The sequence below is a fragment of the Devosia ginsengisoli genome (genome assembly GCF_007859655.1).
GTDB lineage: Bacteria > Pseudomonadota > Alphaproteobacteria > Rhizobiales > Devosiaceae > Devosia > Devosia ginsengisoli.
In genome coordinates this window covers 4077861-4095593 of record NZ_CP042304.1, presented here as the reverse complement: position 1 = coordinate 4095593, position 17733 = coordinate 4077861, and the positions used below count along the sequence as shown (strand labels likewise).

Here is a 17733-nt window from a genome sequence, read left to right as displayed (position 1 = left end):
GCTGATGTCCTAGTTGAGGAACCACACGCCGCGCAGCGGCACGGAGAGGACGTGAAGCAGCACCCAGCCGATAAGTCCGACAAAGACCGCCGAAAGGAGCGCATAGATCGCCAGGGAGCGCGGCGAGCGCCCGCCAAGCAGCGACATGACGGCGATCAGGAACACGAAACTCGGCCAGGAAAAGCCGAACCAGGCAAAGAACAGGGCATAGACCGCCACCGCCAGGAAGAAGACCACGGCAAGGATAAACCGCTGCCTGTCGATCGGTTCGGCCTGCTTGTTGCCGGGACGGATGGCCTGCAGCGTTCCCAATATGGCCAGGATGACGCCAACCAGGCCCGGGAGAAATCCCGGGCCCAGATCGCCCATCAGGTCGGTTTCCCGGAAGCTGAGGCTGTATGCGAACAGCCCCAGCCCCATGACGAGAAAACCGATCCCGAAGATACGGTCGGTTTGGCCGGTCATCAGTTTTTCGCTGCTTCGATGACCGACTTCACGAAGGCGAATTCATCGGCCACGAAAACCGCGGCATCGGCAGCATTGCGATAGACCATGGTCTGGTTGAGCTTGGCGATATCGGCCTGGAATTCCGGGCTGGCCGCGACAGTCGCCAGGGCTTCATCGAACGTAGCGCGCAGTTCGTCCGGCCAGCCCTTGGTGGCATGCAGGGTAAAGACCAGCGGGAAGCTGGCATCGAGCCCGCCCGAACTGCCCAGCGGCCAATCCGGCGCCGCTGCGTCCGGCTCCCTTGTTGAACACGGCGAGTGGCACGACTTCGCCGGCCTCGACATACTGGGCGGCCGTGGAAACAGTCAGCAGCGCCAGGTCGACCTGATCGCCGAGAATGGCGACCACGCGGTCGGCTTCGGTGCCGGCATCGACGACGCGGATATGGCCCTCGCCCCAGCTTGCCACGGCGTCGCCCAGCACTTGGGTCGTGCCGCCGAGCTGGCTGGCCAGCCGCAGGGTACCGCTATTGGCGGCGGCATAGTCCTTGAGTTCGGCAAGCGTCTTGTAGGGCGCATCGGCGCTGGCCACCAGAAGGTTGTTCACCTGGCTCACCGTGCCGAGCGTGTCATAGGACTCGTAGTTGATGTCCGAGCGGCCGAACAGATAGGTGGTGTGCAGCAGCGCATGATGCAGCAGGATAGTGCCGCCATCAGGCTCGGCCGTGGCGACCGAGCTGGTCGCAACCGCGCCGCCACCGGCCGTCTGGTTGACGACCAGGATATTGGTATCGAGCTGCTTTTCGAGATGGGTTTCCAGCGTACGGGCCACAAGATCCGTGGAACCGCCGGCGGCAGCGGCCACGAACATGCGGATTTCGCCCGTCGGCCAGGCTACCTGTGCCCAAGCCGGCTGCGCGGCCGCGCCGAAGGCCAGCAGGGCAAGACCCAGGCTGGTTGCGTTGATAACTTTCATTGTCTCCTCCTTGTGATTGTTGGGCGGACAGCCCTAGCGGGCGTCCATTTCGGCGAAATTCTTCAGTTCCGGGTTATCGTCCCGGTATTGGTGCTGGAAGCCATCGACATTGAACACGGCGACGACCGTGTCCTCCTCCAATGCGATGGGTGAATGCACCAGGCCCATGGGAATCATCGTGCCTTCCATCGGCCCCATCTCCTGGGACGGGTGCCCTTCGACATCGATGCGCAGCCGACCACTCAGGATCAGCCAGCCCTCGTCGCCATTGGTGTGACGATGCCAGGGGAAGCGCCCCTCCACCCGCGCGATGCGCAGATTGTATTTATCGTCCAGCCGGAACACGTTGAAATTGGTGCGTGGGGGATGTCCCTCAAGCATCTGCATCACGTTGAAGACGCGCAGCGCGCCCAGTCCGTTTTCACTCATTGCGGGTCTCCTCAGTCCGAAACGTAATTGGCGCCATGGGCGGGGCGATCCCATTCGACCAGTGGCGCGCGCAGCGCTTCCAGCTTGTCGCGGTCAAGCTCAAAGCCGAGGCCAGGTCCTGTGGGGATGATGAGGCGCGAGTCCTCGTATTTGAGCGTCTCGGTGACCACGTCCTCGGTATAGAGCAGCGGCCCGACCGGATCGCCGGCATAGTGCAGTTGCGGCACCACGGCGGCCAGATGGGCATTGGCCGATGTGCCCAGGCTCAGCTCCTGGGTGGTCGAGATCAGGCATTTGAGGCCTGCCGCTTCCGAGAGGTCGAACAGTTTCTTGGCCTGGTAGATGCCGCCCGACTGGATGGTGATGTTGAACACGTCCACCGCATTGGCGCGGATCATGCGCATGGCTTGGGCGAAGCTCGAAATATGCTCTGAAATGTCCACGTCGATCCGCTTGCGCAGCTCGGCCATGCCCTCATAGTCCTCGACCAGCGTGGGGCTCTCGATCAGTTCGAAGCCGTATTGCTTGAAACGATCATAGATGCGCAGCGTGTCGCGCCAGTGATGGTGACCCTGGAAATCCAGCGCCTTGAGCCGCACCTTGTCCCCGAAGCGATCGCGGAAGGCGCTGAGGAATTTCTCGTCCTGCTCGAAATTGACGCCGACATAATAGCGGAAGCGAGTGACGCCCTCTTCGACCAGGTCGTCCATATAGCCGAGATAGCGTTCGGTATCGCTTTCCTTCTTGGCCTGGAACACCGGATAGGTGATCTCGAAACTGTCGCGCTGCTTGCCGCCGAGCAGGTTGTAGACCGGGGTATCGAAAGCCTTGCCGACAATATCGTAGAAGGCCATTTCGACACCGGCCGCGATCTGCGAGGCCGGGCTGAAGGGCGGGTAGGTATTGGCGTAGCGGAAATAGGACGGCATGTAGGCCAGCAGCCGCTCATGTAGCGCCGCAATCTCGAAGGCGTTCTGGCCCAGGGCCACCTTCTCGATGCCCACGCGCACCGCCTCCGGGTCGGGCATATACATCCGGTAGCAGTCCAGATCGGAAATCTCGCCCAGGCCGGTAATACCCGAATCCGTCGAGAGCTCGAGGATCATGTGCGAGCTGATCGCCCCGGTACGACGCTTGGTCTGGATAGTGGTGAGCTTGACGCCCGTGATGCGGATGGTGTCGCGGGATTTGACGTCGGAATGCAGCATGCGGAGGTCTTTCAGTTGGTCTCGGTTCGGGGATCACTCGCCAGGCGCCGATGGTCGTATCACGCGAAAAGCTGTTATACAATCAGCTAGCATTTACAAAATCATTATACCAAACTATGCAAGGGCAAAACTTGGAGAGGCAGGAAACATCGTGACGCAGACAGACATCGCTACCCGGCTTGGCCGCACCGTGGTCGCGGTCCCGCCCGTTGCCTGGACCAATGAGCTGGAGCTGGCAGAGGAACAAAACCGTAAACTTATCAAACATATAGAACGCGGCGGCGTTGGTGCCCTGCTCTATGGCGGCAATGCCAATCTCTACCACTACGATCGCGGGCGTTTCGCCGCGCTGCTGGACCTGCTGGGCGATGCGGCAGATCCCGGCACCGATATCATCCCCTCGATTGGCCCTGACTTCGGAAAGTTGTTGGACGAAGCGCGGCTATTGCGAAACCGCAGCTTCGCTGGGGTGATGGCCCTGCCCATGAGCTTCCCCACCCATCCGGATGGAATCGAGAAAGCCATTCGTGCCGCCGCCGATACACTCGGCGCTCCGCTGATCCTCTATATCAAGCGCGAGCACTATCTGACTCCGGAGCGGGTAGCCGCGCTGTTGGGCGATGGCGCGATCTGCTTCGTCAAATATGCGGTGGAACGTTCCGACCCGGCGGGCGACCAGTATTTGTCGAACCTTTGCAGCGCCATCGGGCCTGGCAACATCGCCAGCGGCATGGGCGAGACGCCGATCCATGTCCACCTGCCCGACCATGGGCTGCGCACGTATACGTCCGGCGGGGTCTGCATCGCGCCAAATGCCGCCATGGCCATCCTCGCCGCCTACCGGGCAGGTGATCGGGCCGAGGCCAGACGGCTGTCTGCGCCGTTCCTGCATTTCGAAAGGGTTCGCGCGGCCATCAACGGCTTTTCAGTTATGCATGATGCGGTCACCCTGTCGGGCATAGCCGATATGGGTCCCATCCTGCCGATGGCGGGCAATGTCGCCGAAGCCGATCGGCCAAAGGTGCAGGAAGCCGTCGCTGCCCTTGTCGCGCTCGACAAGACCTGCCAGAAATCGGCTTGAATCGATTTGTCCAACAAAGGGCCTTCCCACGCATGTCCGACCCCGCTCCGCTACAGAACCCGAAAGGCGTCGGCGGACGAACCCTGAGCGACACGGTCTACGAGCAGATCTACGAGCGCATCTCGGCAGGCACGTGGCCCGAGGGCACGCGCCTTCCCACCGAGATCGAGATGGCCGATACATTCGGCGTCTCGCGCACCGTCATCCGCGAGGCCCTGTTGCGCCTGCGCATCGACGGACTGGTTGCCTCCAAGCAGGGCGCCGGTACGCGAGTAATCGGCGCGCCCAGCCAGCATGTCATGGAATTCGCCGCACCCGGCAGCGTCGCCGATATCCAGCGCTGCTACGAATTCCGCGTCGGCATTGAGGGCGAAGCCGCGCGCCTGGCCGCGCAGCTCAACTCCAAGCCCCGCATTGCCGATATCGAAGCCGCGCTGGAGGCGATGGATCGCTGCATAGCGGAGGGCGGGCTGGGCGCGGACGAGGATATCGCCTTCCACATCGCCGTGGCCCAGGCCAGCGAGAACGACTATTTCGTGCGCACGATCCACTCAGTGACCAACGCGATCCGCATCGGCATTTCCATCGCCGCGACCTTGTCCACCCGGTCAACGGCCGAACGGCTAGCCACGGCAAACCGCGAGCATTGGGCGATATTCGAAGCCATCCGCACAGGTGAAGCCGAACTGGCCCGTGAGCGCATGCAGGCGCATATCGAGAGTGCCCGCCGGCGCGTCTTCGTCGGCCGCTAGGCTCCCGCCCGCCGCTACAACGCGCATATGGCGCTTATCGCCGTATGCGCTCGCCTGTCGGTGCGAAGAAATAGAAGCGCTGGGGATCGCTTGATACCGTCAAGGGGGCGTCGCTGTCGATGTCGCTTCCTTGGCGTTGTTCGACAACCAGCTGTTGCCCGTCCGGCAGGGTTGCATAAAGGTACTGCGTTCCGCCGAGATACTCGCTGAAATCGACGCGCACGGAAAACGCCACTGCGCTGCCGTTGCCCACGTCGAGATGCTCGGGTCGAACGCCGATCGTCATCGGACTTCCCGGCTCGCCCGGCGTGTATCCGAGGTCGATGGTGCGACCGGCCAGGTCCACGCCATTCTGGGCGGCCACGCCCTGGATGAAATTCATCTTGGGTGAGCCGATGAAGCCGGCAACGAAGATATTATCAGGGTTTTCATAGACCTCGCGCGGGGTACCGACCTGCTCGATGCGGCCATCGCGCAGCACGACGATCTTGTCGGCCAGGGTCATGGCCTCGGTCTGGTCGTGGGTGACGTAGACCATGGTATTGCCGAGCTCCTTGTGCAGCCGGGCAATCTCGATCCGCATCGATACGCGCAGCTCGGCATCGAGATTGCTGAGCGGTTCGTCGAACAGGAAGACGTCGGGCTTGCGCACGATGGCCCGGCCGATGGCGACGCGCTGGCGCTGGCCGCCGGACAGCTGGCCCGGACGGCGCTCGAGCAGTGGCTCGATCTTGAGAATTCTGGCAGCAGCCAGGACCCGATCCTCGATCTCGGCCTTGGGTGTATTGGCCATTTTGAGACCGAAGCCGAGATTGTCGCGCACGCTCATATGCGGGTAGAGCGCGTAGGACTGGAAGACCATGGCGATGCCGCGCTGGGACGGGTCGAGATCGGTCACGTCGCGCCCGCCAATGGCGATTTCGCCATCGGTGACCTCTTCGAGCCCAGCGATCATCCGCAGCAGGGTCGACTTGCCGCAGCCCGACGGGCCGACGAAAACCACGAACTCGCCAGCTTCCACCTCGAGATCGATGCCGTGGATGACATCGGTGGCGCCGTAGCTCTTGCGGACCTGACGCAAAGCCATGCCGGTTGCATTTGCCATGATCGCTCCTTCAGCGCTCGCGCAGCCAGACCAGCATTTCGCCGGGCTCGCGATTGTCCCACAAGTGATAGGGCACGAGCCGCGCCTGCTCCGCTTCGGTGTGCGGGGCCTTGTCAGAATAGAGCGCATCGCCCCAGTCCCGCGCATTCTCGCGCAGCACCGGCAGGTCGATGGCGATGGCGCCGCGAAGGTTGGGGATGGTTGCTGCCTGCGCCTTGCCCAGCCCGTGCTGCAGCAGGATCGAGTTCAGGCCCTTGCCGTTATCGGTGCCTTCGAGGCAGTAAACCAGCGGCCCGCGCATGACGGCGACGCGGCCGGCATCGTGACGGACGGCGGGATGCGCCCGGAGCAGACGCGGCTCGAGCGGCAGGTCCAGCGCTATCGTATCGCCCCTGTTCCATTCGCGTTCGATGCGAACATAGCCGTCGGCACCTGCCGCCGCCACGTCCTGGGGTTTGCCGTTGACGGCAAGCCTGGCGCCATGCGCCCAGGCCGGAATGCGGAGTGAGACGGCAAAGCGGGCCGGGGTTTCGGGCTCGATGGCGATGTTGATATCGCCGGACCAGGGATAGTTGGTGTTCTGGGTCAGGGTGAATTTCGCACCATTGGCCAGCTCGACCCGCGCCTCGCTCTCGGCATAGAGGTGAACGGCAATCTCGTCATCGGCGACCGCGTAAATGTAGGAGCCGAGCGAGGTGACGAGGCGCGCGATATTGGGCGGGCAGCACGGACAGGGATGCCAGGTCCAGCGGTGATGCTTGCCGGTCGATTCCAGCGGATTGTCGTAGAAGAAGGTCTGGCCATCGGTGGACAGCCCGGTAATGGCGCCATTGTAGAGCGCCTGCTCCATCGTGTCGGCATAAAGCCTTTGCGGGCCGCGACCCAGCATGCGTGAGGCCCAGAAGACCAGCCCGACCGAAGCACAGGTTTCGGCATAGGCGGTGTCGTTGGGCAGGTCGTAATAGTCGGTGAAGCCCTCGTTGGCTTCAGCGGGGCCGATACCGCCGGTAATATACATCTGCTTCTGCGTCAGGTCGTCCCACAGGGTCTCGAGGGCCGCCGTCAGGCTGTCGTCATTGTATTCGGTCGCGAGGTCCGCCATGGCCGAATAGAGATACATGGCGCGCACGGCATGGCCGACGACCTTGGTCTGCTCGCGCACCGGCAGGTGCGACTGGTTATATTCCAGCGTGTTCTTCTGCACCCCCTTGGGGTCGCGGTTCTGCGCGATGGCTTCCTCGATGAAGAAATTGGGCTGCTGTCCCCGTTCATCCACGAAGAATTTCGCAAGATCCATGTAAGCTTGCTTGCCGGTAACCCGCGCCAGCTTGACCAGCGCCAACTCGATCTCCTCATGGCCGCAATAGCCGCGCACCTGTCCCGGCCCACGCCCGAACTTCCTGACGCAGTAGTCCGCCATGCGGCTCATCACATCGAGGAACTTGCGCTTGCCCGTGGCCTGGTAATAGGCCACCGCGCCCTCGATCATGTGCCCGGCGCAATAGAGTTCGTGGAAATCGCGCAGGTTGGTCCATTTCCATTCCGGTTTGATGCGCTGGAAAAACGAACTGAGATAGCCGTCGGTATCCTGCAGCTTCTCGTACATATCGATGATGGCGTCGGCCCGCGCTTCGAGCTCCGGATTGGGCTTGCGATAGAGCGAATAGGCGATGGTCTCGATCGATTTGCCCAGGTCGCTGTCCCAGAACATCTGCGGCGTGCCCAGCCAGTGCAGGATGGGAATGACGATGCCGGGGCTCGGCACGTCGGGGTTGATCTGCTCCAGCATGCCGGCCGCAACGCAGCGGTCGAGCAGGATGGCGGCGGTGTGGTCGCTGACGGCGTCCTGCCAGTCGCCCCAATAGCCCCCGACAGTGACGGAGGGAACGGGCAGCGGGCGGAACTGGCGGTTGGGGGCGATGGTCATGGTTGTTTCCGTGAATGGAGTCATTTGACGGCGCCGGCCATGAGGCCGCGCATGTAGTAGCGTTGCAGAAGCAGGAAGATGATGAGGCAGGGGATGGTCATGACCATCACGCCGGCCTGCACCGCGCCCCAGTTGATCGCACCCAGCCGTCCGGCGCGCACCGCCGTCATCAGCACTGGCAGGGTGTATTTGTCATTGTCGGACAACAGGATCAGCGCTGCCAGGAACTCGTTCCAGGCATTGAGGAAGGCGAAGATGGCCACGGTCGCGACGCCCGGCATGACCAGTGGCAGCAGGACCCGCAGCAGCAGCTTGATATCGCGCGCGCCATCGATCCGGGCCGCTTCCTCGATTTCGCGCGGCACCGCATCGAAGGCGTTGCGCATCATGAAAACCGAGAAGGGCAGTTGCAGCGTCACATAGACCAGGGTCAGCCCGACCAGCGAATTGTTGAGGCCGAGCCGGGCCAGGATGATGAAGAGCGGCGTCAGGATCGACTGGAACGGGATCATCAGCGTGGCGATGATCAGGATGAAGAAGACATTCTTGAACGGAAACCGGTAGCGCGAGAAGCCGTAGCCGGCCAGCAGCGACACGATGACCGTCAGCACCACTGTGCTCAATGACACGAGCAGCGAGTTCAATGTGTGCTGCCAGATGCCGGAGCCGAAACTGTCCAGCGTGGCATAGCTGTCGAAACTGATGCCGTTGGTTGGCCATGGCGGAAGCGGCGGAGTCTGCGCTTCGCTACCGCTGCGCAGGGAGGACAGGCCTGCCCAGAAGAAGGGGGCGAGGAAGAAGAAAGAGGCGATGACGCCAAAGCCGTGGAAGCCCAGGCCGCCAAACAGCTTGCGCCGGGCGCGAGCCTGCTTTGTCGCCGCGCTCATTTGTCGTCTCCCACGCGGAGCAGCCAGAGCTGAACGATGCTGAGCGCGACCAGGATGCCGAGCAGAACGATCGAAAGTGCCGAGCCATAGCCGAGCTGGAACGACACGAAGGACTGGTTGAAGATGTAATAGACCACCGAGATCATGCGGTTCTGCGGTCCGCCTGATGTCATGATGTAGAACTGATCGAATGCCAGCACCGAGCCGGTCACCGACAGGATCAGCGCCAGCGCCAGGGTGCGCCGCATCAGCGGTAGGGTCAGGAACCGGAACCGCTGCCAACGGCTGGCGCCATCGATGCGGGCCGCTTCCGTCAGGTCGCCGGGGATGGATTGCAACCCGGTCAGCAGGATGATCATGGTGAAGCCGACGATCTTCCACACCACCATGACGATGATGGTCGCAAACGCATTGTTGAAGGTGGCCAGCAGATTGGCGCTGCGGCCGGTGACGCCGAACATGCGCAATATGGGGCTGAACAGCCCGCTATCGACATTGGCGAGCCATACCCAGAGCAGTGACGCCGTGGCCAGGCCGACAACGACCGGCATGAAGAAAATGGTGCGATAGGCGCTGACCCCGCGCCGCTCGTTCTGCACGAAGAGGGCCAGCGGAAAGGCCAGGGCAAAAATGGCGATGGTGGCGATGAGGGTGTAATAGGCCGTGAAACTCAGCGCCGCCGAGAACCTTGTGTCGCTGAACATGCGCGTGTAGTTGCCCAGCCCGATCCAGCTCGGCTCACCCAGCAGCGGCCAGTTGTGAAAGCTCATCCAGACGGTGAACAGCACCGGGATGACGAAGAAGATCTTTACCAGAACGATGGCCGGCGCGATGTAGAGCAGCCCCTGCCATTGCCGGCTGGAACGCGCGCGTCGGCGGGGTTTGGCAACCGCAAGTGGCGTGGCGGCGGTGATAGACATGGCTGGATCCGGTTGGCGAGGCGGGAGGCCGAAGCCTCCCGCTTTTCCTGTCAGGGTGCGTTGTCGATGATCGACTGCATCTCGGCCTGTGCATTGGCGAAGGCGCCATCCACATCGTCGCCATAGATGGCGGCATTGGTGAAGGTTGCCCAGGGCCCGTTGGCGCTGTTGATCAGGTCGTTGAACAGCAGCGTATAGGGCGTCTTGGCCACGGCGATGGCGTCAACAGCGACCTGCAGGCGCGGATCGAGCCCCTCGAGCGTCTGCGCGGCGATGTCGGAGCGCGTCGGCAGCGAGCCGTTTTCGGCCAGGATCTTCTGGCCTTCCGGCGAATAGGCGAACTCGATGAATTCCTGCACGGCGGCAAGGCGCGGCGTATCCTTGGTGACGACGATATTGTCGCCGCCGGCAAAGGACGAGGTGCCACCATCGACGCCCGGGATCATCGTCACGCCAAAGTCGATATCCGGGTAGTCGTTAACCAGCGTGCCGATGGCGAAGGCGCCCAGGCTCTGATGGCCGATCTTGCCATTGGTAAAGCTCAGGAAGTTGACGCCATTGTCGGTCGCCGAGCTTTCCGGAACCAGGTCCTTTTCGACCATGGACCGGTAGATATCCACCGCCGCCCGCATCTGCGGGGTATCGAGGGTTGCCGTCTGCCCATCCTCGGAAAGGATGTCGGCGCCCGAGGCCCAGACCAGCGGGGTGAAGGTGAAGATCATGCAGCCGCCGCAGGAGCCGCCGGAGAAATAGAAGCCGTAATTATCACCGCCCAGGGCCCTTATAGCCTCGGCATTGGCTTCGACTTCCGCCCAGTTGGCCGGTGCCTTTTCGGGATCGAGCCCGGCCTGTTCGTAGAGGCCCTTGTTCCAGGCCAGAACCGAGGTCTCGACCAGCAGGGGTAGGCCATAGACCTTGTCTTCATAGGTGCCCAGGGTCACGTGCGAGGGCGACAGGCTGTCGAAATAGTCTAGCCCCTTGGCCCAGTCGGTCAGGTCCTGCAACTGTCCGGCGGCCGCGAAGGCCGGGGTATAGATCAGGTCCAGCGACAGGGCGTCCGGCGCCTGCCCGCCGGCAATGGCCGTGGCATATTTCTGCACCAGTTCGGCGAAAGGCACTTCCGTCAGCGCGATCTGGTTCTCGTGGCTGGCATTGTAGGCGTCAGCCAGCGAGGTGAAGGCGGTGCCGATGCCGGTACGCACCCACATATTGATGGTTTCCTGGGCCATTGCGGTCGACACGAGGCACAGGGAAGCAACACTGGCCGCTGCCAGTAGTTTGCGGATCATGATTTCACTCCTCCCGATTGTGGACCAGTACGCCGGCCCTTGCGTTCTAGCTGCGGAGACCACCCCCGCAGGATTCTCGCACCACGAGCTGGCACGGCAGCTTGCGCACGCCAGGCTCCACGGCTTTTCCCTCGGCCAGCGCCAACACCAGGCGTCCGGCCTCCCTACCGAGTTCCTTGAGATTCATATCGACCGTGGTCAGCGGTGGGCGCGTGGCTGCGGCCACGATTTCCCAATTGTCGAAGCCGATCACCGACACATCCCCGGGCACATCGAGGCCGCGCTCGCGCAAGGCATCGACTACGCCCCGGGCTATCTGGTCATTGCCGCAAAAGATGGCGTCGGGCGTATCGCCCTTGCGCGCCCAGAGCCGGGCTACGGCCTCGTGGCCCCAGGCTTCCGACCAGCTGCCATGCATGACGAGGCCATCGCCCCCCTGAACCGCGTGATAGGCGCGGGCACGCTCGCCGACCGAGGCAAAGGTCTGCGGGCCGGTCACATGGACGATCCGGCTGCGCCCCAATTCGCGCAGCCATTGCATGGCCTGCATCGAGCCCTGATAGTCATCCGAGACCAGCGTCACCGCATCCTCGGGCCCGTCGGTAAAGGCGTAGACCACGGGAATGTCGAGCTGTGACAGGTCCACCGGCAGCCGGCGGTCGATGCGCTTGCCCGAGGCGATAATGCCGTCCACCTGCTTGTCCAGCATGGCATCGACGTGAATTTTGGCCAGCGCCGGGTCGTCCTCGATCGAGCAGAGGAAGACGGAGACGCCATGGTCCACCAGCTGTTCGGAGACGCCGGCCATCAATGGCAGGGTGAAACGACCATAGGTGTCATTGGTCAGCAGCCCGACGGTAAAGGTCCGGCGCTGAATCAGGGCGCGGGCCATGGCATTGGGCCGGAAACCCAGGCTGTTCGCGGCCGCCTTGACGCGGGAGCGGGTCTCTTCGGTCATCCGGCCGGTATCGTTCAGGGCCTTGGATGCGGTCGCAATACTGACGCCCGCCGCCTGTGCAACGTCGTAGATGCGCACGCGCTTCGTTGAAGCCAAGGCCAAGTCGTCACCTGAAGGAAAAGCGTTTTCTCATCATGAGAAACCCTTTTCTCAAGCAGCTGTCAAGGTGGTTTTCCGCTTTTGGCTGGTCAGGCTACAGGGGTGAGGTCGGTTTCCAGGTAGCCGATCAGCAGCCGGCCCAGCGCGACAAGAGACGCCATGTGGGTGCGTTCCCAACCGTGGGAACTGTCGAGGGAAAAGCAGACCAGGCCGACGCGGATGTCCCATCCGGCCTCGACGGCGGCGGCGCTGTCGGAGCGGTAATGGCGGAAGGTATCGCGTTCACACTTGATGCCTTCGCGTTGACAGACTGTTAGCATTGACCTTGTCATTTGCGCATCAAACGGGCCTTGGCGATCACGCATGGCGATCGTCACCGAGTCGTCGCGCGAGGTCTGGTTCGGGGCCGTGACGGCATTGTCGATGGCGAGCAGTTCCTCGACCTCGGGACCGAAGCCATGCGTGCCGCCGATGCCGATCTCCTCGGCAATGGTGAACATGGCCTGGAAGGGCACAGCGACTTTCACCTGGCCTTCGGCGATGGCTTTGAGGACGGCCAGGAGCGTGGCGCAGCCAGCCTTGTCATCGAGATGGCGGGAGACGATGAACCCGTCCACCACTTCGGGCTGGGCGTCCACCGCGACCATGTCGCCGACATTGAAGCCGGCAGCGACAAGGGCGTCGCGGCCGGGGAGCACGGCGTCGACACGGATTTCGAGATTGTCCCAGTCGGCGGGCTGGGTGTCGACCTCGGTATTGAAGCGATGGCCGGAGGCCTTGAGCGGCAGGATGGTGCCGCGGTGTTCGGCATGGTCGGAGAAGATGGTGACGCGAGCACCCTCGGCGAAGCGTGCGGCCCAGGTGCCGGTATTGCGCAAAGCCAGCCGGCCATTGGGCTTGAGTTCGGTGACCATGGCGCCGAGCGTGTCGAGATGGGCGGCCAGGGCGCGGCGGGGCGGCCCGTCGCCGACTTCGACATAGAGCACGCCGCGCCGGGTATATTGGGGAGCATAGCCGAGCTCGCGCAGCCAGGACTCCACCAGGGAAACGGCGCGGCCGGTCATGCCGACGGGGCTCGGGGTGTTGACCAGGTCAAGCAGGCGGCCGAGGAGATAATCCTGATCGATCATGCGGTGCGGCGCTTTCTGGCGGGTGCCGGTGCGGCCTCCTCGATGAGGAAGCGATCCACCAATTCGGCCTGAAGGCCCAGCATGTGCTTTTCGGCTTCGTCCATATGCGCGGCGAGAATGGCGGCCGCGGCGGCGGCGTCACGCGCCCGCATCGCGGCGATGAGGTCGCGCTGGTGCTGGATGCCGCTGGCGCGGGACACCGGCTCGGGCTGGACATAGATATCCTGCGCGATGGTGAGTTCCTTGAGCAAGCGCTGCAGGAAGCGGCAGGTGAAGGCGAGGATGGGATTGTCGGAATATTCGGCGACGACGCCATGAAAATCCAGCTCCGCCATGCGCTGGTTCCAACGCTCGGTCGCGTCGGCCGGTTCGTGGTCGTAAATCTTGATGATAGCCTCGAGGCGCTTGAGACCGGCCTCATCGATATGCGGGGTGGCGCTGGCTGCCAGTTGCGGCTCCAGCACTTTGCGCATCTCGTAGATATTGGCGATCGACAGATTCTTGGCAAAGAGGAAGTTGGAGAGCAGGCTCATGGCCCTGCCCTCCGACATGCGCTCGATGAAGGCGCCGCCGCCCGGGCCGGTGCGCACGGAAATCAACCCCTGGACTTCGAGCGCCTTGAGCGCCTCGCGCACCGTGCCCTTGCTGGCGGCAAACTGGGAGATCAAGTCGCGCTCCTGCGGGAGACGGTCGCCGGGGCCGAGGCCATGTTCGACGATCATGCGCTTGATGGCATCGACGATTTCATCGGTGCGCTTGCGGCGCGGGCGCCCGGCGCGCGCAGGTGGATCGATGGGGTCATGCAAGCTCATAGGGCGCTGTCCGGTGCGGTAAGGCGCGGGGCGCTGACAATGAGCGACCGCGTATAGTCATGCTGCGGGTCGGCAAAAAGCTGGGCCGCCGGTCCGCTCTCCACCACTTCCCCGAGATACATGACGGCGACGCGATCGGAAATCGATTCCACCACGGCCAGATCGTGGCTGATGAAGAGATAGGACAGGCCAAGGTCGTCGCGGAGCTGTTGCAACAGCAGCAGGACCTGGGCCTGCACCGAGACATCAAGCGCACTGACCGGCTCGTCGAGCACGAGAATGCGGGCTTCGGCGGCAAGGGCGCGGGCAATGGCGATGCGCTGCGCCTGGCCGCCGGAAAATTCGTGCGGATAGCGATCGAGCGTGTCAGCGGGCATCTGCACGGCGTCGACCAGCTCGCGCTTGCGGGCCTGACGGCGGGCGCGGTCGTAATTGCAGAGCAGGCGCAGCGGCACGTCGAGAATGTCGCCAATGGTCTTGCGCGGATTGAGCGAGGCCACCGGGTCCTGAAATACATATTGGATGGCGCGGCCAAAGGCGCGGGAACCGGACGCGGCCAGATCGGCCCATGGCTTGCCGTCGATGACCATGGTGCCGGCTGTCGGGCGTTCGAGGCCGACCAGCATGCGGGCCAGCGTGGATTTGCCCGAGCCGCTTTCCCCGACAATGCCCAGGGTTTCGCCGCGCCCGAGATCGAGGGAAATGCTGCGGACGGCGTGTATCTCGCTGGCCTTCCGGCCGAAAAGGCTGCGGCCGCCACCGAAGGTCTTGACCAGATCGCGGATTTCGACGGCGTTGTCGCTCATGGACGTGCCTCCGGGAAGAGCGGACGGACACGATCGAGGAAGCCATGGCCTTCGCCGAGTTCGGGCACGCAGGCGATGAGACGCCTGGTATAGTCGTGCTGCGGATCGCGCAGGATAGCCTGGGTATCGCCCTGTTCGACGATCTCGCCATTCTTCATCACGGCAACGCGGTCGCAGACCTGCGCGACGACACCGAAATCGTGGGTGATGAGCAGGAGGGCCAGGCCGCGCTCGCGGCGAAGCTGTTGCAGCAATTCGAGAATGCGGGCCTGCACCGTGACGTCGAGCGCGGTGGTGGGCTCATCGGCGATGATGATGTCGGGGTCGTTGGCGAGGGCCATGGCGATGCCGATACGCTGGCGCTGGCCACCGGAAAGCTCATGCGGATAGGCACTGGCGCGGCTGGCCGCGTCGCGGATGCCGACCGTCTCCATGAGAGCGACGGCGCGGGCATGGGCGGCCTGCCTGCCCACCGGATTGTGCGCGAGGATGGCTTCGGCGATCTGGTCGCCCACCACGAAAAGCGGATGCAAAGTGGTCAGGGGATCCTGGAACACATAGGCCACGCGGGCACCGCGCAGCCCGATCAGTTGCTGCTCGCGCAGGGACAGCACGTCCCTGCCCTCGATATAGACAGCGCCATCGGTGATGACGCCAGGAGGGGAGGCGACGAGGCCCATGAGCGACAGGGCCGTGACGGATTTGCCGGAGCCGCTTTCCCCGATCAGGCCGAGGCATTCGCCCTTGCCGAGGCGGAAGCTGATGTCGCGGATTGCCGGGGTGATGGTGTCGCCGGTGTCGAAGCCGGTGGAGAGGTTTTCGACCACCAGAGCCGGGGCATCGGACAGGGTCGGGGCGGGCACGGTCTTGCGGTCGATGCGGGTGACCGGCATGGGTCGGTCGAGCGCACCGGAGCGCAGGCGCGGGTCGAGCACGTCGCGGATGCCGTCGCCGAGCAGGTTGATGCTCATGACCAGGATAAAGATCATGATGCCGGGCACGATGGAGGCATGGGGAGCAGTGAAAAGCTGGGCGCGGGCCTGGCCGAGCATGGAGCCGAGATCGGAGGTCGGCGGCTGGGCGCCGAGCCCGAGGAAGGAGAGGCCGGCGGTTTCGAGGATCATCCAGCCCACCGTGGTGGACATGGTGATGACGATGACCGGCAGCACATTGGGCAGCACTTCGGTGAAGAGGATGGCCGCATGGCTCTTGCCGGAGAGGCGGGCGGCATCGACGAATTCGCGATTGCGGATCGAGACGGTGACGCCGCGGATATTGCGGGCGAAGAAGGGGATATTGACGATGGCGATGGCGTAGAGTGCGTTGAGCAGGCCGGGGCCGAGCGCCGCGACGATGGCAATGGCCAATAGGATATAGGGGAAGGCCATCAGCATATCGACGAAGCGCATGAGCACGCTGTCGGTCGCGCCGCGGGTGTAGCCGGCGACGAGGCCGATGAGCGAGCCGAACAGGGCCGCTAGCGCCGTTGCGCTGATGCCGACCAGCAGCGAGACCTGGGTGCCCCAGATGAGGCGCGAGAGGATGTCGCGACCCAGATGATCGGTGCCGAACAGGTGGCCGGCGCTGAGCGGGGGCAGCAGGCGATTGGGCTGGTCGGTTATGTCAGGGTTGGGCATGGGCAGGATGGGTGCCAGCAGGGCCACAACCACGATGAAGCCGAAGAGGAACAGGCCCGCCGCGGCGAGGCGGTTGGCCATCAGCAATTGCCAATTGCTGCGGCGCTTGCGGGCGGCCGGGGGCGTGACTGGTATATCGGTCATGCCTTGAGCCTCGGATCGAGCATGGCCTGGGCGACGTCGGCCAAGAGGTTGACGAGCACGTAGACGGTGGCGGCAACGAGCACGCCGCCCTGCACCAGCAGGAGATCGCGGGTGGAGACGGCCTTGACCAGCATCTGGCCCAGGCCGGGCCACTGGAACACGGTTTCGATATAGACGGCGCCGCCCAGCACAAAGCCGGCCTGAATGCCGAGCACCGGAATGATGGAGACCAAAGCGGCGCGGAAGGCGTGGCGGTAGATCACTTTGTTTTCGCTGAGGCCCTTGGCGCGGGCGGTGCGGATGAAATCCTGCCGCAGCACTTCGAGCATGGCGGCGCGAGTGAGGCGGGCGACAACGCCGGTGGCGACGATGGCCAGCGTGCCGGCGGGCAGGATCAGGTGACGCAAGAGGTCGGGCAGGTCGCCGCCGCCATAGACGGCATACATGCCCGAGGCGGGCAGCAGCTTCCACTGCACGGCAAAGAACAGGATGAAGACCAGGCCGAGGAAGAAGGCCGGCATGGAAATGCCGATCAGCACGAAGAAGGTGACGATGCGGTCGGTCCAGCCGAACTGGCGCACGGCCGAGACGATGCCGGCAAGAATGCCGAGAACGGAGCAGATGACGAGCGAGGCGCCGGCGAGGATGAGCGTGGCGCCGAAACGCTCCAGCACTTCATCGAGTACCGGGCGATTGAGAATGTAGGAGCGGCCGAAATCGCCCTGCAGGAGATTGCCGATCCAGATGACATATTGCTCGGGCCAGGAGCGGTCGAGGCCGAGGGCGCGATTGATGCGGGCGACGTTTTCAGGCGTGGCATAGGAGCCGAGAAGGGCCTGCGCCGGATCGCCCGGGATGAGCTTCATCACCAGGAAGACGATGATGGAAAGGCCCAGGATGACAGGTATCGCGGCCAGGAGGCGCTTGCCGATATAGGCGGGCATTTCTGGTCCTCCTTTCGTTCCCAGTGAGCGAAGAAACCCCTCATCCGCCCTTCGGGCACCTTCTCCCTCAAGGGGAGAAGGGAGGCGCGGCGCCTCCCATTCGTGGTGCCTCCCCTCTCCCCTTGAGGGAGAGGGGTGGATCGGCCGCAGGCCGAGACGGGTGAGGAGTTCTTCCCCCAGTTC

General features: G+C 63.6%; 17 protein-coding genes. 2 read left to right on the top strand and 15 right to left on the bottom strand.

Annotated elements, in window-relative coordinates; all coding sequences use genetic code 11:
• Positions 1-9: 9 nt before the first annotated feature.
• The 4 genes from FPZ08_RS19975 to FPZ08_RS19960 all read right to left on the bottom strand — a co-directional run bounded on the left by FPZ08_RS19975 (position 10) and on the right by FPZ08_RS19960 (position 3059).
• A complete protein-coding gene (locus tag FPZ08_RS19975) occupies positions 10-465 on the bottom strand; it encodes a tripartite tricarboxylate transporter TctB family protein (RefSeq protein ID WP_146292211.1) in 456 nt (151 codons plus the stop codon).
• 153 nt (positions 466-618) lie between these two features.
• Positions 619-1422 (bottom strand): tripartite tricarboxylate transporter substrate-binding protein, encoded by an 804-nt coding sequence (locus FPZ08_RS19970; protein ID WP_146292209.1) that lies wholly within the window; start codon positions 1420-1422, stop codon positions 619-621.
• A 33-nt stretch (positions 1423-1455) separates the two neighbouring features.
• Positions 1456-1851 carry a cupin domain-containing protein gene (locus FPZ08_RS19965; protein ID WP_186767097.1) on the bottom strand — a complete coding sequence of 132 codons (396 nt, stop codon included), beginning with the start codon at positions 1849-1851 and terminating at the stop codon, positions 1456-1458.
• Between the two features lie 11 nt (positions 1852-1862).
• Positions 1863-3059, bottom strand: a complete 1197-nt coding sequence (locus FPZ08_RS19960; protein WP_146292205.1) for a mandelate racemase/muconate lactonizing enzyme family protein — start codon at positions 3057-3059, stop codon at positions 1863-1865.
• A gap of 151 nt (positions 3060-3210) precedes the next feature.
• Between FPZ08_RS19960 and FPZ08_RS19955 the strand changes: the two genes are divergently transcribed.
• Together FPZ08_RS19955 and FPZ08_RS19950 are read left to right on the top strand one after the other, a co-directional pair.
• Positions 3211-4140, top strand: a complete 930-nt coding sequence (locus FPZ08_RS19955) for a dihydrodipicolinate synthase family protein (protein ID WP_146292203.1) — start codon at positions 3211-3213, stop codon at positions 4138-4140.
• 32 nt (positions 4141-4172) lie between these two features.
• Complete coding sequence (locus FPZ08_RS19950) at positions 4173-4892, top strand: FadR/GntR family transcriptional regulator (RefSeq protein WP_146292202.1); 720 nt, start codon at positions 4173-4175, stop codon at positions 4890-4892.
• A 34-nt stretch (positions 4893-4926) separates the two neighbouring features.
• On the opposite strand, the gene FPZ08_RS19945 is transcribed toward FPZ08_RS19950, so the two are convergent.
• From FPZ08_RS19945 to FPZ08_RS19895, 11 genes are all read right to left on the bottom strand, one after another.
• Positions 4927-5997 (bottom strand): ABC transporter ATP-binding protein, encoded by a 1071-nt coding sequence (locus FPZ08_RS19945; RefSeq protein WP_146292200.1) that lies wholly within the window; start codon positions 5995-5997, stop codon positions 4927-4929.
• A gap of 10 nt (positions 5998-6007) precedes the next feature.
• Positions 6008-7924, bottom strand: coding sequence for a glycoside hydrolase family 127 protein (locus FPZ08_RS19940; protein WP_146292198.1), 1917 nt, complete (start codon positions 7922-7924; stop codon positions 6008-6010).
• A 20-nt stretch (positions 7925-7944) separates the two neighbouring features.
• Entirely contained in the window at positions 7945-8811 is an 867-nt protein-coding gene (locus FPZ08_RS19935) for a carbohydrate ABC transporter permease (protein ID WP_146292196.1), read from the bottom strand.
• Positions 8808-9731, bottom strand: a complete 924-nt coding sequence (locus FPZ08_RS19930; protein ID WP_146292194.1) for a carbohydrate ABC transporter permease — start codon at positions 9729-9731, stop codon at positions 8808-8810. The genes FPZ08_RS19935 and FPZ08_RS19930 overlap by 4 nt, the downstream gene beginning before the upstream one ends.
• Positions 9732-9781: 50 nt before the next feature.
• Positions 9782-11020, bottom strand: a complete 1239-nt coding sequence (locus tag FPZ08_RS19925) for an ABC transporter substrate-binding protein (protein WP_146292192.1) — start codon at positions 11018-11020, stop codon at positions 9782-9784.
• Between the two features lie 46 nt (positions 11021-11066).
• On the bottom strand, positions 11067-12074 hold the full coding sequence (locus FPZ08_RS19920) for a LacI family DNA-binding transcriptional regulator (RefSeq protein ID WP_246132731.1): 1008 nt from the start codon (positions 12072-12074) through the stop codon (positions 11067-11069).
• 92 nt (positions 12075-12166) lie between these two features.
• Positions 12167-13207: an osmoprotectant NAGGN system M42 family peptidase gene (locus tag FPZ08_RS19915; protein ID WP_146292188.1), complete on the bottom strand. Its 1041-nt coding sequence runs from the start codon at positions 13205-13207 to the stop codon at positions 12167-12169.
• Positions 13204-14019, bottom strand: a complete 816-nt coding sequence (locus tag FPZ08_RS19910; protein ID WP_146292186.1) for a FadR/GntR family transcriptional regulator — start codon at positions 14017-14019, stop codon at positions 13204-13206. The genes FPZ08_RS19915 and FPZ08_RS19910 overlap by 4 nt, the downstream gene beginning before the upstream one ends.
• Complete coding sequence (locus FPZ08_RS19905; RefSeq protein ID WP_146292184.1) at positions 14016-14825, bottom strand: ATP-binding cassette domain-containing protein; 810 nt, start codon at positions 14823-14825, stop codon at positions 14016-14018. The genes FPZ08_RS19910 and FPZ08_RS19905 overlap by 4 nt, the downstream gene beginning before the upstream one ends.
• Positions 14822-16606 (bottom strand): dipeptide/oligopeptide/nickel ABC transporter permease/ATP-binding protein, encoded by a 1785-nt coding sequence (locus tag FPZ08_RS19900; protein WP_146292182.1) that lies wholly within the window; start codon positions 16604-16606, stop codon positions 14822-14824. Before FPZ08_RS19900 ends, FPZ08_RS19905 begins: the two co-directional genes overlap by 4 nt.
• Positions 16603-17550: an ABC transporter permease gene (locus FPZ08_RS19895; RefSeq protein ID WP_146292180.1), complete on the bottom strand. Its 948-nt coding sequence runs from the start codon at positions 17548-17550 to the stop codon at positions 16603-16605. The genes FPZ08_RS19900 and FPZ08_RS19895 overlap by 4 nt, the downstream gene beginning before the upstream one ends.
• Positions 17551-17733 lie beyond the last annotated feature (183 nt).